This window comes from Gordonia lacunae (assembly GCF_002149015.1).
Classification (GTDB): Bacteria; Actinomycetota; Actinomycetes; order Mycobacteriales; family Mycobacteriaceae; genus Gordonia; species Gordonia lacunae.
In genome coordinates, this window is sequence record NZ_NGFO01000024.1 from 1 (window position 1) to 25,019 (window position 25,019).

Here is a 25,019-nt window from a genome sequence, read left to right on the forward strand (position 1 = left end):
GAGCCCACCCCGCCCGCCGAGCCCGTCGAGGCGAAGACGGAAGCACGGGAACCCCGGCGTGCGCGAGCCGAGCGGGCCGGATCATCGGAGCAGAAGTCGGACGCGAACTCGCCGAAGCACGCGGCCAAACGTCCCGCGAATCCCGCGTCGAACACCCGTCGGCCCCGCCATGAGCGCGGCGATGCCCGCGGCGGCCGCCGGCCCGAACCGGCGACCCCGGCCCCCGTCGATCGGCTGGGCACACCCCGACGACTGCCCAAGGGCGGTCTGCGCGTGGTGGCGCTCGGCGGCATCGGCGAGATCGGCCGCAACATGACCGTCTTCGAGTACAACGGCCGTCTGCTGATCGTCGACTGCGGCGTGCTCTTCCCCGAGGACGCCCAACCGGGTGTCGACCTGATCCTGCCGGACTTCCGGTACATCGAAGACCGCATGGACGACGTCGACGCGGTGATCCTGACCCACGGTCACGAGGACCACATCGGTGCTCTGCCGTTCCTGCTCCGGCTGCGCAGCGACATCCCGGTGATCGGCGCGAAGTTCACGCTGGCGCTGGTCGAGGCCAAGTGCCGGGAGCATCGACTGCGGCCCAAGCTCGTCGAGGTCATCGAAGGTCAGAAGACCTCACACGGTCCGTTCGAGTGCGAGTACTTCGCGGTCAACCACTCCATCCCCGACGCCCTGGCCGTCGCGATCCGGACTCCCGCCGGCGTCGTGCTGCACACCGGCGACATCAAGCTCGACCAGCTCCCGCTTGACGGCCGGCTGACCGACCTCGCCGGTTTCAGCCGACTCGGCGACGAGGGGGTCGACCTGTTCCTGGTGGACTCGACCAACGCCGAGGTGCCGGGCTTCGTGACCCCGGAGCGTCAGATCGGCGGGGTTCTCGACCAGGTCATCGGCAAGGCGAAGCAGCGAGTCATCGTGGCGTCGTTCGCGAGCCACGTCCATCGCATCCAGCAGATCATCGACGTCGCGCACACCCACAACCGGCGGGTCACCTTCGTCGGCCGTTCGATGGTGCGCAACATGCAGATCGCGCAGGATCTCGGTTATCTCTCGGTACCCGACGGCGTCGTCGTCGATCTCGACACCGCCGCCAGTCTGCCCGACCACCGCGTCGTGCTGATCTCGACCGGCTCGCAGGGCGAGCCGCTGTCGGCGCTTTCCCGGATGGCCCGCGGCGAGCACCGGCAGATCAACATCCGGGCCGACGACCTCGTCGTGCTGGCGTCCTCGCTGATCCCCGGCAACGAGAACTCGGTGTTCGCGGTCGTCAACGGTCTGGCCAAGCGAGGTGCGACCGTCATCACCCAGCAGAGCGCGAAGGTCCACGTCTCGGGCCACGCCTCGGCCGGTGAGCTGCTCTACCTCTACAACGCGGTGCGGCCCTCGAATGCGATGCCCGTCCACGGCGAGTGGCGGCACCTGCGCGCCAACGCCGCGCTCGCGGTCGCGACCGGGGTGCCTAAGGACCGGGTCGTCCTCGCCGAGGACGGCGTCGTCGTCGACCTCGTCGACGGCCGCGCCGACATCGTCGGGCGGGTTCCGGTCGGACACGTCTACGTCGACGGCCTCTCGGTCGGCGACGTGGGGGAGTCGACGCTGTCCGAACGTCTCGTGCTGGGGGAAGGCGGGTTCATCGCCATCACGGTGGCCGTGGATGTCACCACGGGCCGTGCGGTGAGCACGCCCGAGGTCTCCGGACGCGGCTTCTCCGACGACCCGGACGCGCTCAAGGAGGCCGCGAACATCGTCAATCAGACGCTCGATTCGCTGGCGGCCGAGGGTGTCACCGACACGCACCGGATCGCCCAGGGGATCCGGCGAGCCGTCGGCCGCTGGGTCTCGGCTGCGTATCGTCGCCGCCCGATGATCGTGCCCACGGTCATCGCGGTGGGGGACTGACCGGCGGCGGGGAACGGATTCACCGCACTGTCGCTACCGTGGTCGTGTGACCGGTGCGCAGAACGAAAGAGCAGCCCTCGTCGAGACCCTGACAAAGGTGGGTCCCGACGCGCCCACCTTGTGTGAGGGCTGGACCACCCGCGACCTGCTGGCCCATCTCGTCGTCCGCGAGCGACGCCCGGACACCGGTCCGGGCATCCTCATCCCGGCGTTCGCCGGCCACACCGAGAAGGTACGGGCCCAGGCGACGTCGAAGGACTGGGACTCCCAACTCGCCCTGCTCGCGTCGGGGCCACCGGTCTTCTCGCCGTTCAAGCTGGTCGACCGATTCGCCAACCTGGCCGAGATGTTCGTCCACCACGAAGACGTGCTGCGCGGCGGCGCCGATCCCGACGGTCCCTGGACGCCCCGGGTCCTGACCCCGGAACTCGAGGCGGAACTCCGGACCCCGGCGAAGTCGATGGGCAAGATGACGCTCAAGAAGGTCCCGGCCCGGGTGACGCTGCGTACCCCCGACGGCGAGGATCTCGTCACCGCCGGTTCGGGCGACGAGGTCGTCGTCACCGGTCGGATCGGTGAGCTGGTGCTCTTCGCCTTCGGTCGTTCCCCCGTCGACGTCACGTACTCCGGCGACGAGTCGGCGATCACGGGGGTCCGCGAGAGTTCACGGGGCCTGTAGGCGGTCACAACTTCGACACGTACCCCATCGTCCGTGTTGCCCGTGTGACTGATGTGATCACCGCCCATTAGTCTGTGCGTATGGCTTCGAAGGCAAGCACGGGTACGCGCGCGTCCTCCTCGCGCGGCGGTTCCGCACGCGGTGGTTCGACGCGCGGGGGTTCGACCGCAGGGAAATCGACTGGTGGCCGACGCGCGACGAGCGGTGGTGCGACGAGCGGTTCGCGGGGTGGCTCCGCGAAGAGCAGCGGTCCGAAGAGCCAGTCGAAGACCGCGGGTACCACCAGGTCGAAGGCCGGGACGTCACGCAGCGGTTCGCGGTCCACCGCCCGCTCGGCTCCGGCCGAGTCGGTGGACCTGCATCGACGGTCCGTCGCCGCGGCGGGGGCGTCCGCGGTGGGCCGGGGCATCGGCGCCGGATGGTCGTTGTTCGCGCGCGGAGTGGGCAGTGCCGCGCGGGCCGGCTCGGGAGTCGGGCGCGGACCGCGCACCGAGGTCGTCGGGGAGTTCGACGACAACGACGATGCCGATGTCGACGCCGACCTGTTCGACGACGAGTCCGGGGCAGACGTGCGTGGCCGACCCGTCGCCGGCGGTCACAGCCATCGGCGGGACGGGACGGCGCTCGGGCTGCTGGCCTTCGGGCTGCTCGTCGGCGCCAGCGTCTGGTTCGGCGCGGCGGGCCCGGTGGGCGCCTTCATCGAGGCACTCATCCGCGCGGTCATCGGAGCCGCGGCCGTGCTCGTACCGGTCGGCCTGCTCGCGCTGGCGATCGTCCTGATGCGTCGTCCGGCCGCGCCGGAGCGACGCGGTCGCTACCTGGCCGGCGGTTTCCTCGTGGCCCTCCCGCTACTCGGTCTGATGCACCTCGTCGCCGGGGCGCCGGTGGACCTCCCGGGCCGTTCCGCGGCCGCCGGGTTCGTCGGTTTCGCGGTCGGTACCCCGCTGACGGCGGGTGTCACCGCCTGGGTGTCCGTCCCGATCCTGTTGCTGTGCATGGCATTCGGCGTACTCATCCTCAGCGGGCGAACCGTCCGCGAGGTCGTGGACGCCGCCGCGGGCTACCTCGGTCTCGGTGTGGGGCGTGGCGACGACGCGCCCTGGGACGACGACGAGTGGGATGCCGAGGCGTGGGACACCGACGCCGAGAACTACGAGGATCCCGATTTCGGCGATCCGGCCGGCGACGCGGACGCCACCGCGTCGGACCCCTGGGACTCCGACGCGCTCGGATCACGGTCCCGCCGCCGCCCGTATTCGTCGAACCCGTACGACAACTACCCGCCGGATTCGGCGCCCGCGCGGACCTCGGGTCGGTCATCCCGGCGCAAGCCCGCCGAGGTCGCCGACGTCGCACCGCTCGACGAGGCCGTCACCGAGAGTCTCGCGGACGCCCCCGCGGGTGTCGCCGATCAGGTCACCGAGGTGATCCCGCCGGGCCCGCGCACCCGTGCCACCCCGGCTCGACGGTCGACCGCGCGGCCCGCGCCGCGTCCCGCACCCGAGCCGGAGCCCCGGCCCGATCTCGAGGACGAGAGCGGGGACGACGAGGCGTTCGTCCCGTCGGACCCGACGGCAGAAGGAGACTACCTGCTGCCGCCGGCCGACCTCCTCATCGAAGGCGACCCGCCCAAGATGGGCAGCAGCGCCAACGACGACATGATCGACCGGATGACCGGAGTGCTGGAGCAGTTCAAGATCGACGCCGCGGTCACCGGATACACCCGCGGTCCGACCGTCACGCGCTACGAGATCGAACTCGGCCCGGGTGTGAAGGTCGAGAAGATCACCGCGCTGCAACGCAACATCGCCTACGCCGCGGCGACCGACAACGTCCGCCTGCTCGCGCCGATCCCAGGCAAGTCGGCGGTCGGTATCGAGGTCCCCAACTCCGACCGCGAGATGGTCCGCCTGGCCGACGTGCTGAACTCGCCGTCGACCCGGAAAGACAAGCATCCGTTGGTGATCGGCCTCGGAAAGGACATCGAGGGGGATTTCGTCAGCGCGAATCTGGCGAAGATGCCGCACCTGCTCGTCGCCGGTTCCACCGGTTCGGGCAAGTCGAGCTTCGTCAACTCGATGCTCGTCTCGCTGCTCAGCCGGGCGACCCCCGAGCAGGTGCGGATGATCCTCATCGACCCGAAGATGGTGGAGCTCACCCCGTACGAGGGCATCCCGCACCTCATCACGCCGATCATCACGCAGCCCAAGAAGGCCGCCGCGGCACTGGCCTGGCTCGTCGAGGAGATGGAGCAGCGCTACCAGGACATGAAGGCTTCGCGGGTGCGTCACATCGACGACTTCAACTCGAAGGTCCGGTCCGGTGACATCACGGCCCCGCTGGGCAGCGAGCGCGTCTACAAGCCATACCCGTACATCCTGGCGATCGTGGACGAGCTCGCCGACCTGATGATGACCGCGCCCCGCGACGTCGAGGACGCGATCGTGCGGATCACCCAGAAGGCGCGCGCCGCCGGAATCCACCTGGTGCTCGCGACGCAGCGACCGTCGGTCGACGTCGTCACCGGTCTGATCAAGACCAACGTGCCGTCGCGGCTGGCGTTCGCGACGTCGTCGCTGACCGACTCACGCGTCATCCTGGACCAGCCGGGTGCGGAGAAGCTGATCGGCATGGGCGACGGCCTGTTCCTGCCGATGGGCGCCAACAAGCCGATCCGCATGCAGGGTGCCTACATCACCGACGAGGAGATCGCGGCGGTCGTCGACTTCTCCAAGGAGCAGGCCGAGCCGGAGTACACCGAGGGTGTCACCGCGGCGAAGGCGGGCGACAAGAAGGACATCGACAGCGACATCGGCAACGACCTCGACGATCTCCTGCAGGCGATCGAGCTGGTCGTGTCGAGCCAGTTCGGCTCGACGTCGATGCTGCAGCGCAAGCTGCGGGTCGGGTTCGCCAAGGCCGGCAGGCTGATGGACCTGATGGAGACACGGGGAGTGGTCGGGCCCAGCGAGGGATCGAAGGCGCGAGAGGTGCTCGTCAAGCCCGACGATCTCGCCGGCGTCATCGCGTCGATCACCGGCGGCGACGGCGAAACGGACAGTTCCGACACCTGACGCAACCGCCTGACCTGCAGTTTCTGCGGGTCACCGGCGGTTTGTATAAGGTGGCCGCAGATCCATGAGGGGAGTATCCCCAAAGCGGCGTCTCCGTCAATACGGTCACGACCCCCGACGATGCCGATCATCGTCGCGGCCGGGACCCGGAGCGTCGGCCCCCGTTCGGTGGGAGAGACCTCTGGCTCGTCAGCTCATGCTGCCTGCTGGAGGTTTGGAATGGATGTGTCGCTGTCCGTATGGCTGATCACCTGTGCGGTGATCCTCGGACTGTTCGTGTTCGACTTCTTCACCCACGTTCGCGTGCCCCACGCGCCGTCGCTGAAGGAGTCGGGCATCTGGTCGGCGGTCTACATCGGCTTCGCCGTCATCTTCGGTCTCTTCGTCTGGTGGAACTGGGGTTCCACCTTCGGTGGTGAGTACTTCGCCGGGTACGTCACCGAGAAGGCCCTCTCGGTGGACAACCTGTTCGTCTTCGTCATCATCATGGCGAAGTTCGCGGTGCCCAAGGAGTATCAGCAGAAGGTCCTGCTGCTCGGCATCCTGATGGCCCTGGTCATGCGCGGTATCTTCATCGCCGTCGGCGCCGCCGCGATCAACGCGTACAGCTGGGTCTTCTACCTGTTCGGTGCGTTCCTGATCTTCACGGCCGTCAAGCTGCTCCGTGAGAGCGACGACCCGGTCGAGCACGAGGAGGAGCGCGAGACGCGCCTCGAGCGCTTCGTGAAGCGCTACCTGCGCACGCATGACTCGTACGACCGCGACAAACTGTTCACCCGCGTCAACGGCAAGCGGCTCGCGACCCCGATGCTGATGGTCCTCATCGTCATCGGCTTCACCGATGTCCTGTTCGCGCTCGACTCGATCCCGGCGATCTACGGCCTCACGTCCGAGCCCTACCTGGTCTTCACCGCCAATGCGTTCGCCCTGATGGGCCTGCGTCAGCTGTTCTTCCTCATCGGTGGGCTGCTCGATCGCCTCGTGTACCTGTCCATCGGTCTGTCGATCATCCTCGCCTTCATCGGCGTCAAGCTGGTGCTGCACGCTCTGCACGAGAACACCCTGGGCTTCATCAACGGCGGCGAGCACGTGGCGGTCCCGGAGATCTCCACCGGCCTCTCGTTGTCGGTGATCCTCGGTGTGTTGGTGATCACGACGGTGGCCAGCCTGATCAAGAGCCGGGGGATGGCGACGACGGCGGAGGTCGAGTCCGCCGGCGAGCCGGCCGACCCCGACGCCCCGGCGCCGAAGTCCACCGACCTCTGACCGTCAGGTCCTTCCCGACGCGACGGGTGGACGTGGGTCAGGCCGGGAACGGCCCGAACACCTGCGTCCACTCGTCGATACGGATGGCGTCGACGGCCTGGTGCGCCTGGAACGGATCATTGGCGAGGAACGCCTCGGCCGCCTCGAGGTCGGCGGCGCGGATGACGATGAGCGCACCCGAGCCGTCGGGGTACGGTCCGGCGATCAGCACGTTCCCGGCCGAGTGCTCCTCGGCGAGCCACTCGCGGTGCAGTGGCCGGTGCTGATCCCGCAAGGCGGCCTTGGCGGGACGGTAGGTGTACTGCACGGCGAAGTACGGCATGATCACTCCTGCTCGATGGTTGCCAGCATCCGGGTGTTGCCCAGCGTGTTGGGTTTGACATAGCTGAGGTCGAGAAATTCCGCGACGCCGGTGTCGTAGGACCGGCACATCTCCTCGAAGACCTCCCGGGTGACCGGGGTGCCCTGGATCTCGGCGAAGCCGTGACGAGCGAAGAAGGTCGTCTCGAAGGTGAGCACGAACACCCGGGAGAGCTGGAGCTCGCGCGCCACCGCCATGAGCCGGTCGACGAGCAGGTGGCCGATGCCCCGCCCGGCGTGCGCATTGTCGACGGCGACGGTGCGGACCTCGCCGAGGTCGGCCCAGAGCACATGCAGCGCACCACAACCGACGACCACCCCGTCGATGTCGGCGACCCAGAACTCCTGGACGGACTCGTAGAGGGTGACGAGATTCTTCTCGAGCAGGATCTTGCCGGCGTACTGATCGATCAGTTCTTTGATCCGCGGGACGTCGGAGGTGCGCGCACGACGGATGACGACGTGTTCGGCGGGGGACATGGGAATTCACCTTAGTCCTGTCCGGCGCGCGCAGCCCACGCCGACGCGGCGCGCTGGACCGACCTGTTCACCACGTCCACCGGGCCTGCGGATACCCTGATGGGCGTGTACATGAGGACTGCCCTGAACTGCGGCACGATGCCGCGATCGGGGGCGAGCTCATGACCGACCGGATCAGACGAGCGGTCGACGAGAAGGGCATCGCCAACGTCGGGCGCGGACCCGATCACATCACCGACCCCGTCGACCCGGTTCCGGTGGTCAACATCGCCAATGCGCTCACGGTGTTCCGGATCGTCCTGGTCCCGGTGTTCCTCGTGGCGTTGTTCATGGAGTCCGGCGAATCGACGCTGTGGCGTTCGATCGCGACGATCGTCTTCGGTGTCGCGGCGCTGACCGACCGATACGACGGGATGATCGCCCGGCAGCGCGGTCTGATCACCGACTTCGGCAAACTCGCCGACCCGATCGCGGACAAGGCGCTGATCGGCGGCGCGCTCGTCGGACTGTCGATTCTCGGAATCCTGCCGTGGTGGGTGACCGTGGTGATCATCGCCCGCGAGGTGTGGGTGACCGCGCTGCGCTTCTGGGTGTTGCGGCACAAGGTCATCCCCGCCAGTCGCGGCGGCAAACTGAAGACGCTGCTACAGGCGCTCGCCATCGGCCTCTACCTGCTCCCGCTGGGCGGTCCGTGGCAGGTCGCCGCCGACATCCTGATGGGACTGGCCGTGGTGGTGACCATCTACACCGGGTTGGACTACACGTGGCAGGCGGTCAAGGTCCGGTCCGACCGCGACGATCCCGAACCCCGACCGTCGGCTCCGCGCCGACGTGCTGTGGGAGGAACCGGCGGCGGTCGCTGAGTTCGACTATCGTCGACCAGACGGTGCTGCGGTGACCCATCGGTGCTGCGGGAACTCGTCGACGCCGCGAAGCGTTGGGTAGGGAAGCAGACGCCCCGCCGGTCAGGTGGGCGCCGAGCAGTTCAGTTGGGCCGAGAAGTTCAGTAGGGAGGAGACTCGATGGCGATGCTCTTACGCGAGGCGCTCGGCGACAGCCTGCGTCGGGTCCGCACGCAACAGGGCCGAACCCTGCGCGAGGTGTCCACCGGAGCGCGGGTGAGCCTGGGGTACCTCTCGGAAGTCGAACGCGGGCAGAAGGAGGCGTCGAGCGAGTTGCTCGCCGCGATCTGTGACGCGCTCGACGTGGAGATCGCCGACCTGCTGCTCGAGGTGGGGAGCGCCATGCGTCCGGCCGGTGCCGAACCGGTCGTGGTCGGCGCCGAGCCGATCGGCGACGCCACCGTTGTGGAGTCGGCCGAGGCAGGACTGACCGCGACCAAGGTCGTGATCCCCGCTCCCGCCGGTCGGCGCGACGCGACTGCGCTGGCCGCCGCCTGATCCCGGTTCCGTCCGACGGACGCTGTTTTGCAGCGCCGACCGACGCCGGCTTGCACCATCCGAACGACACCGAATCACCCGGGACTCACAGACGCTAGATTGGTCACCAGAGTTCTCAGACCCCGGAATGGAGTACGACGAGCATGGCGAACCCGTTCGTGAAGTTGTGGCGCTACCTCTCAGCACTCGGCAACGCGAAGATCGACGAGCACGCTGACCCGAAAGTCCAGATCCAGCAGGCGATCGAGGACGCCCAGCGCCAGCACCAGGCGCTGTCGCAGCAGGCGGCGTCGGTGATCGGCAACCAGCGTCAGCTCGAGATGAAGCTGAACCGCCAGCTCGAGGACATCGAACGGTTGCAGGCCAACACGCGTCAGGCCCTGACCCTGGCCGACCAGGCCGCCGCCGCGGGCGACACCCAGAAGGCGACCGAGTACACCAATGCCGCCGAGGCCTTCGCGGCGCAGCTGGTGACCGCCGAGCAGAGCGTGGAAGACCTCAAATCCCTGCACGATCAGTCGCTGCAGGCCGCCGATCAGGCCAAGAAGGCCGTCGAACGCAATGCGATGATCCTGCAGCAGAAGCTGTCCGAGCGGTCGAAGCTGCTCAGCCAGCTCGAGCAGGCGAAGATGCAGGAACAGGTCTCGGCGTCGCTCAACCAGATGAGCGAACTGTCGGTGCCCGGCAACACGCCCAGCCTCGATCAGGTCCGCGACAAGATCGAGCGCCGCTACGCGAATGCGCTCGGTTCGGCCGAGCTGGCCAAGAACTCCGTCCAGGGCCGCATGCAGGAGGTCGAGCAGGCCGGCGTCCAGATGGCCGGACACTCTCGCCTCGAGCAGATCCGCGCCAGCATGCGCGGTGACGCGCTGCCCTCCGCCGGTGCCACCACACCCGGCCTGCAGAAGCCCGCGACCCAGGCCGCGCCGCCGACCACCGAACCGCCCCAGCAGAATTGACGCGGCAGAACTGACGCGATCGGTACGCGCGCACGGTGAACCCGTGCGCGTCGCAATTGTCGCGGGTTCCGACGCCGGACACGCCTTCCCGGCTTTCGCCCTGGCCGAACGGTTCCGTGCCGCCGGCGATCACCCGACCGTGTTCACCTCGCTCGGGTGGTCGGACGCCGCACGACGCCGGGGCATCGACGTCGCCGAGCTCCCCGGATTGCGTGCCGAGGACTCCGACGACGACACCGACGCCGGCGCCAAGCTGAGCGCACGCGCCGCGCGTATGGCCCGGCAGCTCGTCGGGCCGTTACGGGCGGCCGGTACCGAACTCGTCGTCTCCGATGTCATCACGGTGGGCGGAGGCTGGGCGGCCCAGCTGAGCGGCCTGCCGTGGGTCGAGCTCTCCCCGCACCCGCTGTACCGGCCGTCCCGGGGACTGCCACCGGTCGGTTCGGGCCTCGAGCCGGGACGCGGCATCGCTGGTCGGTTGCGCGACACGCTGATGCGGGCGGCCACTGCCTCGTCGATCCGCCAGGGTGTGCGGCAGCGCGCGGTCGCCCGCCGCTCGATCGGCCTGGGCGGAGCCGACGCGGAACCGGCGGCGCGTCTGATCGCCACCCTGCCCGGGCTCGAGGTCCCGCGCCCGGACTGGCCGGCGGACGCACATCTCGTCGGACCCCTGGTCTGGGAGCCGACCGACGAACTCTTCGCCGTGCCGGATGGTGACGATCCGCTCGTCGTCGTCGCACCGTCCACCGCGGAGACCGGCGCCGCCGACATGCTCGGCGCGGCGCTCGACGCGTTGTCGCCGGCCTCGCTGGGCAGGACGGTTCGGGTGGTGGTCTCGGGGCTGCGGGACCCGGCGGACGCCGATCTCGCGAGATTCGGCGGCGAGCTGATCACCGCCGGACCGTGCCGACAGGACGAGGTGCTGACCCACGCGGATCTGCTGATCTGCGGTTCCGGTCATGGCATTCTCGCCAAGGCGATGCTGGCGTCGGTGCCGGTCGTCGCGGTGCCCGGCGGGGGAGACCAGTGGGAGCTCGCCACTCGCATCCGGCGTGCCGGCGCCGGCCGTGTCGTACGCCCGGTCACCCCGGCGGCAGTCGCCGAGGCCGTGCGCGCGGTGCTCGACGATCCGGCGCACGCACGGGCCGCGGGCGTGATCGGGGAGTCGGTGACCGACGTCGTCGACCCGGTGGCGGTCGCGCGCCGCGTCCTGGCGTCGTCACCTAGGCTGGACCCGTGCGTCTGACCGAGTTCACCGAGCTGATGACCGCCGAATTCGGTGTGCCCTCGGCGGATTCGATCCTGTCCGATCACATCCTGATCGATGTCGGCGGACGCACCGGTGCCCAGGCGATCGACGAGGGGGTCGACCCGCGCGACGTCTGGGTCGCGATCTGTCGCGACTTCGACGTGCCGCGCCACCGATGGTGACACACGACCGCGTGTCGCACTTGCCATCGAACAGGTGTTCGTCCATTCTGGTGGCCAGAGGTGAAATCAGACGGAACCACACGGGCCGAGTCTGCGTCTGAAGAGTTGTCGGACCCTCCGGCTACCTTTCATCACATGAACGCCCGGACCGCACAGACCGCCCGCCGGAAAGCCGGCCCACAACCGAGGAGAACTCCCATGGCACCTGCGCCCCAAGACCGCGAGAAGGCTCTCGACCTCGCCCTCGCGCAGATCGACAAGAACTTCGGCAAGGGCTCGGTGATGCGGCTCGGCGAGGAGACCCGGCAGCCGATCGAGGTCATCCCGACCGGTTCGATCGCCCTGGACGTCGCTCTCGGCATCGGCGGTCTGCCCCGTGGCCGCGTCGTCGAGATCTACGGTCCGGAGTCGTCGGGTAAGACCACGGTGGCCTTGCACGCCGTCGCCAATGCCCAGGCCAACGGCGGCCTCGCCGCCTTCATCGACGCCGAGCACGCACTCGACCCCGACTACGCCGCCAAGCTCGGTGTAGACACCGACGCGCTGCTGGTGTCCCAGCCCGACACCGGTGAGCAGGCGCTCGAGATCGCCGACATGCTGATCCGGTCGGGCGCCCTGGACATCCTGGTCATCGACTCGGTCGCCGCGCTGGTGCCCAAGGCCGAGATCGAGGGTGAGATGGGCGACAGCCACGTCGGCCTGCAGGCCCGCCTGATGAGTCAGGCGCTCCGCAAGATGACCGGTGCGCTCAGCCAGTCCAAGACCACCGCGATCTTCATCAACCAGCTGCGCGAGAAGATCGGCGTCATGTTCGGCACGCCCGAGACCACCACGGGCGGCAAGGCTCTCAAGTTCTACTCGTCGGTGCGTCTCGACGTCCGACGCATCGAGACCCTGAAGGACGGTACCGACGCCGTCGGTAACCGCACCCGTGTCAAGGTCGTGAAGAACAAGGTCGCACCGCCGTTCAAGCAGGCCGAGTTCGACATCCTCTACGGCCAGGGCATCAGCAAGGAGGGCTCGCTGATCGACATGGGCGTCGCGGAGGGCTTCATCCGCAAGTCGGGTTCGTGGTTCACCTACGAAGGCGATCAGCTCGGCCAGGGCAAGGAGAACGCCCGCAAGTTCCTGCTCGAGAACGTCGACATCCGCGACGAGGTCGAGAAGAAGATCAAAGAGAAGCTGGGCATCGGTGCCACGGTCGACGCCGACGACATCGCCCCGGCCCCGGTCGAATTCTGATCAGATAGATCGTGAGCGAGGCATCGGACCCCGAACAGACGCGCAGGCGCCGGGACAGAGATCCCGACCGCAAGGGCCCCAGCGCATGGGACTCGGCACTGCGGCTGCTCGGGGTCCGTGCACGTTCGCGGCAGGAGATGCGGGACCGATTGACGCGCAAGGGATTCGAGCCCGACGTCGTCGACGAGGTGATGGCCCGCCTGGAACAGCACAACCTGCTCGACGACGAAGAGTTCGCCTCCGAGTGGGTACGGTCCCGGCACCTCAACTCCGGTAAGGGACGCCTGGCGCTACGGCATGAACTGCGCACCAAGGGCGTCGACGAGTCGGTCATCTCCGAGGCCCTGGCCGACATCGACCCCGATGACGAACGAGAGATCGCGTCCGGTCTGGTGGCCCGCAAACTCACGCCCTCGGTCGTCGACCGCATCGGCGATGATCGGGCCGAACGCGACAAGGCGATGCGTCGCCTCGTCGGCATGCTGGTGCGCCGTGGCTACTCCCAGTCCCTGGCCTTCGAGGTCGTAGGGGAGGCGCTCAGCGCGCTTCGCAGCGGCTGAGCGCCCCGCCTCGCACTATGTGCCGGTCGGCAGATTCTCCGACGCGGCGAGTTCGGTCGCCTCGGGATCCGCGGTCGGTCCGGATGATCGGCGCCCCTGACGGAGCCGGCGCTCGAGAGCGGTGGCGAACGTCGAGAGCCCGAAGTTGATCAGGATCATGATGATGGCCACGACGATCAGCGCGGGGATGTAGTTGCCGTAGCGCGACGCCGAGAGCAGACCGCTGCGCACCACCTCGGAGTACCCGATGATGTAGCCCAGTGCGCTGTCCTTCAATGCCACGACCATCTGCGAGATCAGTGCGGGCATCATCGCGGTGATCGCCTGCGGCAGAAGGACGATGCGCATCATCTGGCTCTTGCGCAATCCCAGCGCCATCGACGCCTCGGTCTGACCCTTGGGCAGCGAGTTGATACCCGACCGCAGGATCTCGGCCATGACCGACCCGTTGTACAGGGTCAGGCCGGTGACCACGGCCGCGAAGGCCAGCGCCGACGACGGGAAGATGCCGTAGATGGCGAACAGGAACCAGGTGAAGACCATCAGGATCAGCACCGGGATGGCACGGAAGACCTCGACGAAGAGCCCCGCGAGCGTCCGCACCCACAAATGATCGGAGAGCCGGCCGATGCCCAGGACGGCGCCGAGCAGCAGCGACAGCACGATGGACACCGCCGCGGCCGCCAGGGTTCGCCACAGGCCCGGCAGGATGTAACCGGTCCAGGTGCTCCACGTGACGAACGGCGACCACTTCTCGGCGGTGAACTGCTCGTTGGCGGCGAGGACAACGATCACGTAGATCGCGATGGCGGCCAGGATCGCGAGGAAGGCGACCGCCAGCAGGCGGTTGCGGGCCCGGGCGCGTGGCCCCGGCGCGTCGTAGAGAACGGTCGAGTCGGCACTCATCGTTTCACCGCCAGTCGCTTGGCGAGGTAGCCGAAGACGGCGCCCTCGCTGAGTGTGATGATCATGAACCCGACTGCGATGACGCCGAAGATGACGAACAGCTGATCGGAGTAGGTCTCGATCTCGGTCTTCATCAGGGCGGCCGCCTCGGCGACACCGATCACCGAGGCGACCGTGGTGTTCTTGGTGAGCGCGATCAGGACACTACCGAGCGGACCGATCACCGACCGGATCGCCTGCGGCAGCACGATGATCCCGAAGACCTGCGTGAACGACAGGCCGAGGGAACGGGCGGCCTCGGCCTGGCCGAGCGGGACCGTGTTGAAGCCCGACCGCAACGTCTCACAGACGAACGTCGAGGTGTACAGCACGAAGGCCAGGACGGCGAGCCAGAAGTTGTTCGACTCGATCGTCGGCGCGAACGTGAGACCCAGGTTCTGATACAGGCCGATCGCACAGAACAGCACCACCAATGTCAGGGGTGTGTTCCGGACGATGTTCACGTACACCTCGGCGAATCCGCGCATCACCGGGACAGGGGAGACGCGCATGGCGGCGAGGATGGTGCCCCAGATCAGCGAGCCGATCGCCGAGTAGAAGGTCAGCTGGATGGTCACCCAGAAGGCGGGCCACAGCTCTGGGCCCATGCTCTCCCACAGAGAGACGTCATTCATCGGTTGCTCCGTCGCTCACTGGAGCCCGGGCGGGCACGGGGTGGAGGGCGAGTCGAGGAATTCGAGATCGCCGGGATCGGGCAGATACGGGAACTTCGAGTCCGGCCGGTCGGCGCGGGCGATGATCTCGTCCACATAGGGGTTGCCGAGCGCCTTGCGCAGTGCCGCGTTCCACGCGGACTCGCTGTCGACGGCCGGCGCGAGCATGGCGTCGAGCGCCTTGTTCACGGCGCCCTGCGAGGCGGTGTCGTTCAGGGCGAGGCCCACGCCGTAGCGCTCGGTCGAGAACGGGCTGCCGGCTGTCTTCAGGGCGTCCTTGACGCAGGCGTCCTTGAGGTAGGTCATCTCGACGAGCTTGAACTCGCCCTCCCAGAAGTTGGAGTAGCCGGCCAGGATCGCCTCGTCGGTGGTCACCGCGTCGACCTTGTCGCGGCGCAGCGCCTCGACGCAGGCGGAGTAGGAGTCGTACTCCTGCAACTGGACCGCGGGCAGCTGTGCCTTGACGTTCTGGGCCGGCGTCGAACCGGTCACCGAGCAGAGCTTCTTGCCCTTGTCGAGGTCGGCGAGCTGGTCGATCGAGGTGTCGTCGGCGCGCACCATCAGCCCCTGATAGGTGACGAGGTACGGGCCGCCGAAGGTCACCTTCTTCGAGCGGGCCGCGTTGATCGAGTACGTGGCCGCGATGAGGTCGACCTCGCCGTTGTCGATCATCGCCTCACGTCGTGCCGAGGGGGTCTCGCGCCAGGTGACCTCGGGATGGGGGACACCGAGGTCGTCGGCGATGTGGTTGACCACGTACCGCGACACCGAGGCGTCGAATCCCTCGACATTGCCGTCCGGCTCGTACAGACCGAGACCCGGCTGATCGAACTTGACGCCCAGCACGACCGAGCCCTCGCGGATGGAATCGAGCAGATTGCGGGGTTCGGTGCTGCCACACGCCGACAGCACGGTGGCGAGCATCGCGCCGACTGCCAGGATCAACCCGGCGGTGCGTACCTGTCTCATGTCAGTGCCCCAGGATCTTGCCGAGGAAGTCCCGGGCGCGGTCGGTCGAGGGGTTGCTGAAGAACGTCTCCGGATCGGAGTCCTCGATGATCGCCCCGTCGGCCATGAAGATGATGCGATCGGCGGCCTTCCGCGCGAAGCCCATCTCGTGGGTCACGACCACCATCGTCATGCCCTCCTTGGCGAGGGACACCATCACGTCGAGCACCTCGTTGACCATCTCCGGGTCGAGCGCCGAGGTCGGCTCGTCGAACAGCATGATCTTGGGGTCCATCGCCAGCGAGCGGGCGATCGCCACCCGCTGCTGCTGACCGCCGGAGAGCTGGGCGGGATACTTGTCCTTCTGGCTGGCGATGCCGACCCGTTCGAGCAGTTCGAGGGCGCGCTTGCCCGCCTCGTCCTTGCTCTTCTTGCGCACCTTGATCGGCGCGAGCGTGACGTTCTCGAGAATCGTCTTGTGCGAGAACAGGTTGAAGGACTGGAAGACCATCCCGACATCCGCGCGGAGGCGGGCGAGATCTTTGCCCTCGGCCGGTAGGACCTGACCCTCGACGAGGATCTCGCCGCCGTCGATCGGCTCGAGGCGGTTGATCGTGCGGCAGAGGGTGGACTTGCCCGAACCCGAGGGTCCGAGGACCACCACGACCTGGCCGGCGGGGACCTCGAGATCGATGTCCTTGAGGACGTGCAACGACCCGAAGTGTTTCTGCACCCCGCGCATCGCGATCATCGGCTTGGACCCAGGGTCCGCGGACTTGCTCGGCGAAATGGTCATTGGGGAACCCTATCCGCCGACGTGCATCCGGGTGACCTGTGGGAGTCGATTTGCCTGCGCCCCGTACCCTCGTAAGAGTGAGTATCGAGTTGTCGGATCGGCCTGAGCAGGCAGCACCCGCCGCGCGCAGCTATCAGGTTCGTACCTACGGCTGCCAGATGAACGTCCACGATTCCGAGCGGATCGCGGGTCTCCTCGAGGACGCCGGCTACGTGCGCGCCGCCGAGGACGACGCCGCGGATCTGGTCGTCTTCAACACCTGTGCCATCCGCGAGAACGCCGACAACAAGCTGTACGGCAACCTGTCGCATCTCGCGCCGGTCAAGTCCGACCGGCCGGGTATGCAGATCGCCGTGGGCGGCTGCCTCGCCCAGAAGGACAAGGACACCGTGCTGTCGCGGGCCCCGTGGGTCGACGTGGTGTTCGGCACGCACAACATCGGTTCGCTGCCGGCGCTGCTGGATCGGGCCCGCCACAACGACGCCGCCCAGGTGGAGATCCTCGACGCACTCGAACGGTTCCCCTCGAACCTCCCGGCCAAGCGCGACTCCGCCTACTCGGGCTGGGTCTCGGTGTCGGTGGGGTGCAACAACACCTGCACGTTCTGCATCGTGCCGTCGCTGCGCGGCAAGGAGGTCGATCGCCGGCCGGGTGAGGTGCTCGCGGAGGTGCAGGCCCTCGTCGACCAGGGCGTCGTCGAGGTCACCCTGCTCGGCCAGAACGTCAACGCCTACGGCATGTCCTTCGCCGACCCGGACCAGCCCCGCAACCGGGGGGCCTTCGCCGAACTGCTGCGCGCCTGCGGTGACATCGAGGGGCTCGAACGCGTCCGGTTCACCTCACCGCACCCCGCCGAGTTCACCGACGACGTGATCGAGGCGATGGCCCAGACGCCGAACGTGTGTCCGCAGCTCCACATGCCACTGCAATCCGGGTCGGATCGCATCCTGCGCGCGATGCGTCGGAGCTATCGGCAGACCAAGTTCCTGAGCATCCTCGACAAGGTCCGCGAGGCCATGCCGCATGCGGCGATCACCACCGACATCATCGTCGGCTTCCCCGGCGAGACCGAGGAGGACTTCCAGGCCACCCTCGACGTCGTCGAGCGAGCCCGCTTCTCGAGCGCGTTCACCTTCCAGTACTCGCCCCGCCCCGGCACCCCCGCGGCGACGATGGCCGACCAGGTCCCGCCCGACGTGGTGGCCGACCGCTACCGACGACTCATCGCGCTGCAGGAACGGATCTGCCTGGCGGAGAACGAGGCACTGGTCGGCACCGAGGTGGAACTGCTCGTCGTCGCCGACGAGGGCCGCAAGTCGGCGAAGACCCAGCGCATGACCGGACGCGCCCGCGACGGCCGGCTGGTGCACTTCGCGCCCGGCACGGCAGCCGGTATCCGACCCGGCGACATCGTGCACACGCAGCTCACCGCGGCCGCGCCGCACCATCTGATCGCCGACTCCGGCGTCCTCGCGCACCGTCGGACCCGTGCCGGCGATGCGCACGAACAGAGCCGTACCCCCACCACCGCACCCGTCGGCGTCGGGCTCGGGCTGCCGGGGGTCGGTGCCCCCGCCCCGGCTCCGGCCGACGCCGGTTGCGGCACCGGCTGCGGCAGCTGACCACCATCACGAAGTGAGGCGATGACCATGTCCGAACCCGGTAAGCCCGACCCCGGCAAGTCCGACCCCGACACGACGGCGTTCGAGAAGTCCGTGGCCGAGAAATCGACGTTCGAACAGTACGAGCGCGACCTGCGCAAGGCCGAACGCCGGGTCGCCGGCGAGATCGATCCGGGAGCGCGCGCGGTCGTCGTCGCCGTGGCCGTCGTCCTGGCCATGGTGTCGATGGTGTTGCCGCACACCGGATCGGTGACCGGCCTCGAGGTGCTCACCTTCACGCCCGAGGCGGCCGCCGAGCGCGTCACGATCGTGTCGAGGATCTTCGTCTACCTGGTGACGATCTTCGGCATCGTCGTCTCGATGCTCGCGCTGCTCACCCGGCGCTGGTTCCTGGCCTGGATAGCCCTGTGCGGGTGCGCGATCGCTTGCGTTGCCGGGATGCTCGCGTGGTGGTCGCGCAACACCCCGGGAGTCGGGGGAGTCGAGCCGCCGTCGGGCGTCGGCGTCGGACTCGTGCTCGGCTGGATCGCGGTGTTCGTGCTGACGTTCCACTGGTCGCGTGTGGTGTGGGCACGTAGCTCGTACCAGCTCGCCCTCGAGGACGAACGCCGCCGCCAGGCCGCCGAGCAGGAGGCCTACGCCTCGGCGCTCTATCACAAGAAGCCGCAGCAGCCCTGACCACCGACATCTGACCGCTGACATCTGACCGCCGACGACTGACCGCCGAACCCCGGCCAGGGGTCGGCGGTCAGGTGGTTCAGCGGTCGGTGACGGCGTTCTCCGCGGCGTCGGCCCACTCGCGCCACTGCGCCGCCTGGTCGCGCAGTTTCGCGGCGTCGCGGTCCTTGCCGCGTTCGGCGGCCTTGCGTGCCTGGTCCTCGAGTTGCGCTGCGCGATCGGCGAACTGCGCCGCCCGCGCCAGCGCCTCGGGATCGGTGCGCTGCCACTGTGCGTCCTCGGCGTCGCGGATGCGCTTCTCCAGTGCCCGGGCCCTGGCCTCGAGGCTGTGCATCTGGTCGCGCGGGACCTTGCCGAGTTCGTCCCACTGGTCGCGGAACGACCGGAACTCGCGCCGGGCGGCGTCGAGGTCGGCGGCCGGATCGATGGCCTTCTCGGCGGCGTCGAGCAGCGCGATCTTGGCGGTCGCGTTCGCACTGAACTCGGCGTCGCGCTCCGACGACGCCGCGTTGCGCGCACCGAAGAACACGTCCTGGGCGGCCTTGAACCGCTGCCACAGGGCCTCGTCGGTGTCACGCGGTGCGCGTCCCGAGGCCTTCCACTCCCCGAGCAGCTCCCGGAACTTCGCCGATGTCGGGCCCCAGTCGGTCGAGCCGGACAGCTCCTCGGCGCGGGCGATCAGTGCCTCCTTGCGTTCCTTCGCGCCGGCGCGCTCGCGGTCGAGTTCGGCGAAGTGCGCACCGCGCCGGCGGTTGAAGGCGTCGCGCGCCTTCGCGTAGCGCTTCCACAGCGCGTCGTCGGTCTTGCGGTCGACGCCCTTGATGGACTTCCACTCGTCGAGGATCTCGCGCAACCGGTCGCCCGCGCTCTTCCAGTTGGTGGCGTCGGCGCCGATCTGCTCGGCTTCGGTGGCCAGCACCTCCTTGCGGGCGATCGCCTCGGCGCGGGTCTTCTCGCGTTCGGCGCGGAGCGTCTCGGCGACCTCGTCGGCGCTGCCGACGATGGCCTCGAGCCGGCGCTGCAGCGCGGCGACGTCACCGATCACGTGCGCGTTGGGCAACTCGTCGAGCAGGTGCTTGGCGGCACCCTGCGCCTTGCGCGGGTCGCCCGACCGGGCGGTGAGCCGTTCCTCGAGGATCTCGACCTCGGTGGCGAGATCGTCGAACCGGCGTCCGAAGTGCGCGAGTCCTTCTTCGACCGTGCCGGCCTGCCACGAACCGATCTCGCGTTCGCCGTCCTCGGTCTTGAGCCACACGACGCCCGCCTCGTCGATCCGGCCGAAGCGGTGCGGATCGGCCGTGACCAGGTGCGTGACGACCGGCTCCGACGCGACGCCCGGACGTGGACCGGGTTTCGGGCGCGGCCCGGGTTTGGGCGTGGGCGCCGGTGCGCTCTGGCCTGCCGGAGCCGCCTGGGTGTCGGGTGAGGCGTCGCCCGGGGCTGATGATCCGGTCGCGGGTGCCGATTCGGTCGGGTTGGTCATGTGCACGTGTCCTGCCGCTCAGTGGTGCCGCGCGTCACGGCTGCCGGTCGCTGGAGTCGACTCTCACCGGGCATCCGATGCCCGCGATCGCCGAGGAGTACCGCTCCATTCAAGCAGTTCAGGACCGTCGATGTGGCGTCCGTGCCGAGTTGGTGGGTCGTGGGCCGAATGTCCCGGCGCCGGGAGCGGAGCGAGCGGGCCGAATGTCCCGGCGCCGGGAGCGGAGCGAGCGGGCCGAATGTTCGCGCGCCGGGAGCGGAGCGAGCGGGCCCGTTGTTTTCGACTAGCGTCGTGGTGTGCTTGCGGCCCTCGTCTTCGTTCCGAGTGCTCCTCTGCTGGTTCCCGAACTGGCCGGACCGGCTGCGTCTGACACCCAGCCGGTGCGCCGGGCCGTGTTCGACGCGGTGGCGGCGGCGCGCGAGCTCGGCATCGACCGCTGGGTGGCTCTCGGGACCGCCGACGCGGCGACCGCGGGCCGGGTCTGCGAGCCGGTGCGGGGGACCTTCGCGCGGTTCGGCGTCGACGTCCCGGTCGCGACCGACACCGTGACGCCGACAGCGGCAGGGTCCCCGACAGTCACCGCCGCGGACAACGCTCTCGACGGTACGACGCCGCGGATGAGCCTGTCGGTCCTCATCGCCGGCTGGGTCGCCGAGCGGATGTCACTGGGTCCCCTGCACGTGTGCAGTGTCGGGTCGACGACGCCGCCCGCGGACTGTGCGGCGCTCGGAGCGGAGCTGTCCGCGCCGCTCGAGGAGGGGACGGAGAGGGTCGCGGTCCTCGTGGTGGGCGACGGGTCGACGGCGCTGACCGACAAGGCTCCCGGCGGGGGTCGGCGGGAGTCGGCGGTGGCGCTCAACGACGCCGTCGTCGCTGCGCTCGGTTCGGCGGACACGTCAGCGCTGGCGGCTCTCGATCCGCAGCAGTGCGATGTCGAGGGTGTCGGTGGCCGGGTCGCGTGGCAGGTGGCGGCCGGCCTCGTGGGCGACCGGCGCGCCCGGGGCGCACTCGACTTCGCCGACGCACCCTTCGGCGTGGGGTACGTCGTCGCGACGTGGACCGTCGAGCACGGTGGACGCGACCGGTGAACCCGGCATCCCTCCCGGAGGCCCCCACCCCCATCGCTGTGGTCGGCCCGACCGCCGGAGGCAAGTCCGACCTGGCGCTCGACCTCGCCGAGCGGCTCGGTGGGGAGATCATCAACATCGACGCCATGCAGCAGTACCGGGGCATGGACCTCGGAACGGCCAAGCTCCCGCCCGCCGAGCGCCGCGGCATCCCGCACCATCAGCTCGATGTGCTCGACGTGACCGAGGTGGCGACCGTCGCGCGTTATCAGCAGGCCGCGCGGGCCGACGTCGATCGGTTGCGCGCGGCGGGGCGGGTTCCGGTGATCGTCGGCGGATCGATGATGTACGTCCAGGGACTGCTCGACGACTGGCAGTTCCCGGCTACCGACCCCGACGTCCGGCGGCGCTACGAGGACCTGCTCGACGAGCGCGGGGTGGGCGCGATGCACCGGCTGCTCGCCTCGGTCGACCCGGCTGCGGCGGCGACCATCCTCGACACCGACGGCCGCCGCATCGTGCGGGCGCTCGAGGTGGTCGAGCTGACGGGTGCGCCGTTCGCCGCGTCACAACCCACGATCGGCGAGCCGCGCTGGGGCACGATCATCCTCGCCCTCGACCGGGACACCGAGGAACTCGACGACCGGATCCGGCGGCGGACGAGAGCGATGTTCGAGCAGGGTCTCGTCGGCGAGGTGGAGGAGCTCTGTGCCCGCGGCCTCCGGGACGGGCGCACGGCATCGCAGGCCATCGGCTACAGGCAGGTGCTCGCCGCTCTCGACGGCGAGTACGACCTCGCGCAGGCCGAGGAACTGACGTTCATCGGGACCCGGCGGTACGTCCGGCGGCAGCGGTCGTGGTTCCGGCGCGATCACCGGGCCGTGTGGCTCGACGCCGCCGCACCCGGCCTCCTCGACCGAGCGCTGCGTGTCGTCGCCGGCGACGCCCCGTAGGCTGTTGTCCGTGACTTCCGCCCCGCAGAGCAGTGCGCACGACGGCCTGCCCCCCCAGGGTGTGCATGGTGCCGGTCTCCACTTCGTCAAGGGGCATGGCACCCAGAACGACTTCGTGGTCCTCGCCGACCCCGAGGCCGAGCTGACGCTCGACGCCGAGATGGTCGCCGCGCTGTGTGACCGGCAGCGGGGGATCGGCGCGGACGGAGTGCTGCGCGTCGCGCGCTCGGGCGCCCTGCTGGCCGCCGGCGTACTCGATGCGCTGCCCGACGGGGTGTCCGACGACGACTGGTTCATGGATTACCGCAACGGCGACGGCTCGGTCGCCGAGATGTGCGGCAACGGCGTCCGGGTGTTCGCGCACTTCGTACGCGCGTCGGGCCTGATTGACTCCGACACGTTCCCCGTCGGTTCCCGGGCGGGCGCCCGGGGCGTCACCATCCACTCCTTCGACGCGGTGCACGCCGAGGTCACCGTGGAGATGGGCGTGGCACGCCTGGACGGATCGTCGGTGGTCCGCATCGGCGACGACATCTACCCGGGCGCGATGGTCGACGTCGGCAATCCCCACCTGGCGTGCGTCGTCGCCGACATGACCGCCGCCGACCTCGACGCGGTCGACTTCGGCGCCGGCGTCACCATCGAGGCCGACGACTTCCCCCATGGTGCGAACGTCGAACTGCTGACCCCGCCCGTCGAGGGGCCCGATGGCGGCCTGACCGCGCGGATGCGGGTCTTCGAGCGAGGTGTCGGCGAGACGCGCAGCTGCGGGACCGGCCTGGTCGCGGCCGCGCGCGCCGCGCTCGACGCCCGCGGGACGGACACGGGGGAGTTACGCATCGGCATCCCCGGCGGTGAGGTCACGGTGACGATCCGTCCCGACGGATCGACCCTGCGCGGACCGTCGATGCTGGTCGCCGACGGCGTGCTGCGGCCCGGCTGGGAGTGCTGAGCTCGATATTCGCGTGCTCGCGTCCCGGCGGACGTGAGACCATGGACCTCGTATGACCGAATCACGAGAAGACATCATGTCCGCAGCCGATCTCGGTGTCCGGGACACCGCGGGTCCCACCAGTGGGGACCCGAACGGCGTGGACCCCACCACCGGCGAACTCCAACTCTCCGAGCGCGCGTCACTGCAACGCGTCGCGGGACTCTCCACCGAACTCACCGACGTCACCGAGGTCGAGTACCGGCAGCTACGACTGGAACGCGTGGTCCTGGTCGGCGTGTGGACCGAGGGCAGCGCGGCCGCCGCCAAGGCCAACATGACCGAGCTGGCCGCGCTTGCCGAGACGGCCGGTTCGCAGATCCTCGACGCGGTGATCCAGCGCCGCTCCAAACCCGACCCCGCCACCTACATCGGCAGTGGCAAGGCCGAGGAACTCCGCGAGATCGTCCTCGCGACCGGCGCCGATACTGTCGTCTGCGACGGTGAGCTCACCCCCGCGCAGCTGAACGCGCTGGAGAAGGTGGTGAAGGTCAAGGTCATCGACCGCACCGCGCTGATCCTCGACATCTTCGCCCAGCACGCGACCTCGCGGGAGGGCAAGGCGCAGGTCTCCCTCGCACAGATGGAGTACATGCTTCCGCGGCTGCGCGGCTGGGGCGAGTCGATGTCCCGGCAGGCCGGTGGCCGGGCCGGCAGCAACGGCGGCGTGGGCCTTCGCGGTCCGGGTGAGACCAAGATCGAGACCGACCGTCGGCGGATCCGGGAGCGGATGGCCAAACTGCGCCGCGAGATCCGCGGCATGAAGAAGGCGCGGACGACCAAACGCGCTGCGCGCAAGAGTGGTTCGATCCCGACGATCACCGTCGCCGGATACACCAACGCGGGGAAGTCCAGTCTGGTCAACGCGATGACCGGTGCGGGGGTCCTCGTGCAGGACGCCTTGTTCGCGACCCTCGATCCCACCACGAGGCGCGCCACGCTCGACGACGGTCGGGCGGTCGTGTTCACCGACACCGTCGGTTTCGTCCGTCATCTGCCGACCCAGCTCGTGGAGGCATTCCGCTCCACGCTCGAGGAGGTCGTCGACGCCGACCTGCTGCTGCACGTCGTCGACGGAGCGGACGCCTTTCCGATGGAACAGATCTCGGCTGTCCGCCAGGTCATCAACGACATCGTCGCCGAGGAGGGGGTCACCGCGCCGCCGGAGTTGCTGGTGATCAACAAGATCGACGCGATCGACGGCAACCGCCTCACCGAGTTGCGCGGTGCGCTCGGTTCGGATGCGGTCTTCATCTCCGCCCGCACCGGCGAGGGACTGCCCGAACTCTTCGGGCGGGTTCGTGAGTTCGTCGGTCGCGAGGACGTGGAGATGACCATCGAGGTGCCGTTCGACCGGGGCGACGTTGTCTCGCGCGTCCACAGCGAGGGCGAGGTCATCTCCTCCGAGCACACCGCGGCCGGCACGACGTTGAAGGTCCGCGTCCCGGCCGCTTTCGCGGGCGAGATCGCGGACCTCCGGATCTGAACGGATCCCTGCGTATG

General features: G+C 68.9%; 24 protein-coding genes. 17 read left to right on the forward strand and 7 right to left on the reverse strand.

The window, feature by feature from the left end; genetic code table 11:
- The 4 genes from CA982_RS18635 to CA982_RS18655 form a co-directional block, all read left to right on the forward strand.
- On the forward strand, positions 1–1,908 hold a 1,908-nt coding region (locus CA982_RS18635; protein WP_279627979.1), incomplete at its 5' end, for a ribonuclease J.
- Between the two features lie 46 nt (positions 1,909–1,954).
- Positions 1,955–2,587 carry a TIGR03085 family metal-binding protein gene (locus CA982_RS18640; protein ID WP_086536759.1) on the forward strand — a complete coding sequence of 211 codons (633 nt, stop codon included), beginning with the start codon at positions 1,955–1,957 and terminating at the stop codon, positions 2,585–2,587.
- Positions 2,588–2,667: 80 nt separating this feature from the next.
- Complete coding sequence (locus CA982_RS18650; RefSeq protein ID WP_167383376.1) at positions 2,668–5,661, forward strand: DNA translocase FtsK 4TM domain-containing protein; 2,994 nt, start codon at positions 2,668–2,670, stop codon at positions 5,659–5,661.
- Positions 5,662–5,880: 219 nt separating this feature from the next.
- Positions 5,881–6,927, forward strand: a complete 1,047-nt coding sequence (locus CA982_RS18655; RefSeq protein WP_086536761.1) for a TerC family protein — start codon at positions 5,881–5,883, stop codon at positions 6,925–6,927.
- A gap of 37 nt (positions 6,928–6,964) precedes the next feature.
- Here the strand turns inward: CA982_RS18655 and CA982_RS18660 are convergent, their stop codons facing one another.
- Positions 6,965–7,249, reverse strand: a complete 285-nt coding sequence (locus CA982_RS18660; protein ID WP_086536824.1) for a YciI family protein — start codon at positions 7,247–7,249, stop codon at positions 6,965–6,967.
- A gap of 2 nt (positions 7,250–7,251) precedes the next feature.
- Entirely contained in the window at positions 7,252–7,767 is a 516-nt protein-coding gene (locus tag CA982_RS18665) for an amino-acid N-acetyltransferase (protein WP_086536762.1), read from the reverse strand.
- A gap of 161 nt (positions 7,768–7,928) precedes the next feature.
- Between CA982_RS18665 and pgsA the strand changes: the two genes are divergently transcribed.
- From pgsA to CA982_RS18700, 7 genes are all read left to right on the forward strand, one after another.
- Positions 7,929–8,630 carry a CDP-diacylglycerol--glycerol-3-phosphate 3-phosphatidyltransferase gene (gene pgsA, locus CA982_RS18670; RefSeq protein WP_086536763.1) on the forward strand — a complete coding sequence of 234 codons (702 nt, stop codon included), beginning with the start codon at positions 7,929–7,931 and terminating at the stop codon, positions 8,628–8,630.
- A gap of 159 nt (positions 8,631–8,789) precedes the next feature.
- Entirely contained in the window at positions 8,790–9,167 is a 378-nt protein-coding gene (locus tag CA982_RS18675) for a helix-turn-helix domain-containing protein (RefSeq protein ID WP_086536764.1), read from the forward strand.
- 143 nt (positions 9,168–9,310) lie between these two features.
- On the forward strand, positions 9,311–10,126 hold the full coding sequence (pspA, locus tag CA982_RS18680) for a phage shock protein PspA (RefSeq protein ID WP_086536765.1): 816 nt from the start codon (positions 9,311–9,313) through the stop codon (positions 10,124–10,126).
- Positions 10,127–10,169: 43 nt separating this feature from the next.
- Complete coding sequence (locus tag CA982_RS18685; RefSeq protein WP_086536766.1) at positions 10,170–11,372, forward strand: glycosyltransferase; 1,203 nt, start codon at positions 10,170–10,172, stop codon at positions 11,370–11,372.
- On the forward strand, positions 11,363–11,557 hold the full coding sequence (locus CA982_RS18690) for a DUF3046 domain-containing protein (protein ID WP_086536767.1): 195 nt from the start codon (positions 11,363–11,365) through the stop codon (positions 11,555–11,557). The genes CA982_RS18685 and CA982_RS18690 overlap by 10 nt, the downstream gene beginning before the upstream one ends.
- Positions 11,558–11,755: 198 nt before the next feature.
- Positions 11,756–12,799 carry a recombinase RecA gene (gene recA, locus CA982_RS18695; protein ID WP_086536768.1) on the forward strand — a complete coding sequence of 348 codons (1,044 nt, stop codon included), beginning with the start codon at positions 11,756–11,758 and terminating at the stop codon, positions 12,797–12,799.
- Positions 12,800–12,810: 11 nt separating this feature from the next.
- Positions 12,811–13,359, forward strand: a complete 549-nt coding sequence (locus CA982_RS18700; protein ID WP_086536769.1) for a regulatory protein RecX — start codon at positions 12,811–12,813, stop codon at positions 13,357–13,359.
- A 15-nt stretch (positions 13,360–13,374) separates the two neighbouring features.
- Here the strand turns inward: CA982_RS18700 and CA982_RS18705 are convergent, their stop codons facing one another.
- The 4 genes from CA982_RS18705 to CA982_RS18720 are packed head-to-tail and all read right to left on the reverse strand — an operon-like array spanning position 13,375 to position 16,677.
- A complete protein-coding gene (locus tag CA982_RS18705) occupies positions 13,375–14,265 on the reverse strand; it encodes an amino acid ABC transporter permease (RefSeq protein ID WP_086536770.1) in 891 nt (296 codons plus the stop codon).
- Positions 14,262–14,939 carry an amino acid ABC transporter permease gene (locus tag CA982_RS18710; RefSeq protein ID WP_086536771.1) on the reverse strand — a complete coding sequence of 226 codons (678 nt, stop codon included), beginning with the start codon at positions 14,937–14,939 and terminating at the stop codon, positions 14,262–14,264. The genes CA982_RS18705 and CA982_RS18710 overlap by 4 nt, the downstream gene beginning before the upstream one ends.
- Before the next feature lie 15 nt (positions 14,940–14,954).
- Positions 14,955–15,947: a glutamate ABC transporter substrate-binding protein gene (locus CA982_RS18715; RefSeq protein WP_086536772.1), complete on the reverse strand. Its 993-nt coding sequence runs from the start codon at positions 15,945–15,947 to the stop codon at positions 14,955–14,957.
- A 1-nt stretch (position 15,948) separates the two neighbouring features.
- Positions 15,949–16,677, reverse strand: a complete 729-nt coding sequence (locus tag CA982_RS18720) for an amino acid ABC transporter ATP-binding protein (protein ID WP_167383378.1) — start codon at positions 16,675–16,677, stop codon at positions 15,949–15,951.
- A 134-nt stretch (positions 16,678–16,811) separates the two neighbouring features.
- Here CA982_RS18720 and miaB point away from each other — a divergent pair, with 134 nt between their 5' ends.
- Positions 16,812–18,344 carry a tRNA (N6-isopentenyl adenosine(37)-C2)-methylthiotransferase MiaB gene (gene miaB, locus CA982_RS18725; protein WP_086536825.1) on the forward strand — a complete coding sequence of 511 codons (1,533 nt, stop codon included), beginning with the start codon at positions 16,812–16,814 and terminating at the stop codon, positions 18,342–18,344.
- A gap of 27 nt (positions 18,345–18,371) precedes the next feature.
- Positions 18,372–19,022, forward strand: a complete 651-nt coding sequence (locus CA982_RS18730; protein WP_425269091.1) for an Rv2732c family membrane protein — start codon at positions 18,372–18,374, stop codon at positions 19,020–19,022.
- Positions 19,023–19,101: 79 nt separating this feature from the next.
- Here CA982_RS18730 and CA982_RS18735 read toward each other — a convergent pair whose 3' ends face one another.
- Positions 19,102–20,505: a DUF349 domain-containing protein gene (locus CA982_RS18735; protein WP_086536774.1), complete on the reverse strand. Its 1,404-nt coding sequence runs from the start codon at positions 20,503–20,505 to the stop codon at positions 19,102–19,104.
- A gap of 296 nt (positions 20,506–20,801) precedes the next feature.
- Here CA982_RS18735 and CA982_RS18740 point away from each other — a divergent pair, with 296 nt between their 5' ends.
- The 4 genes from CA982_RS18740 to hflX all read left to right on the forward strand — a co-directional run bounded on the left by CA982_RS18740 (position 20,802) and on the right by hflX (position 25,002).
- Positions 20,802–21,593, forward strand: a complete 792-nt coding sequence (locus tag CA982_RS18740; protein WP_086536775.1) for a class III extradiol ring-cleavage dioxygenase family protein — start codon at positions 20,802–20,804, stop codon at positions 21,591–21,593.
- The gene (gene miaA / locus CA982_RS18745; protein ID WP_086536776.1) at positions 21,590–22,525 is read left to right on the forward strand and encodes a tRNA (adenosine(37)-N6)-dimethylallyltransferase MiaA; all 936 of its coding nucleotides are present in this window, start codon (positions 21,590–21,592) and stop codon (positions 22,523–22,525) included. The genes CA982_RS18740 and miaA overlap by 4 nt, the downstream gene beginning before the upstream one ends.
- Positions 22,526–22,586: 61 nt before the next feature.
- Positions 22,587–23,477, forward strand: a complete 891-nt coding sequence (gene dapF / locus CA982_RS18750) for a diaminopimelate epimerase (protein WP_208618016.1) — start codon at positions 22,587–22,589, stop codon at positions 23,475–23,477.
- Between the two features lie 52 nt (positions 23,478–23,529).
- Positions 23,530–25,002 carry a GTPase HflX gene (hflX, locus tag CA982_RS18755; protein ID WP_086536777.1) on the forward strand — a complete coding sequence of 491 codons (1,473 nt, stop codon included), beginning with the start codon at positions 23,530–23,532 and terminating at the stop codon, positions 25,000–25,002.
- Positions 25,003–25,019: the final 17 nt, after the last annotated feature.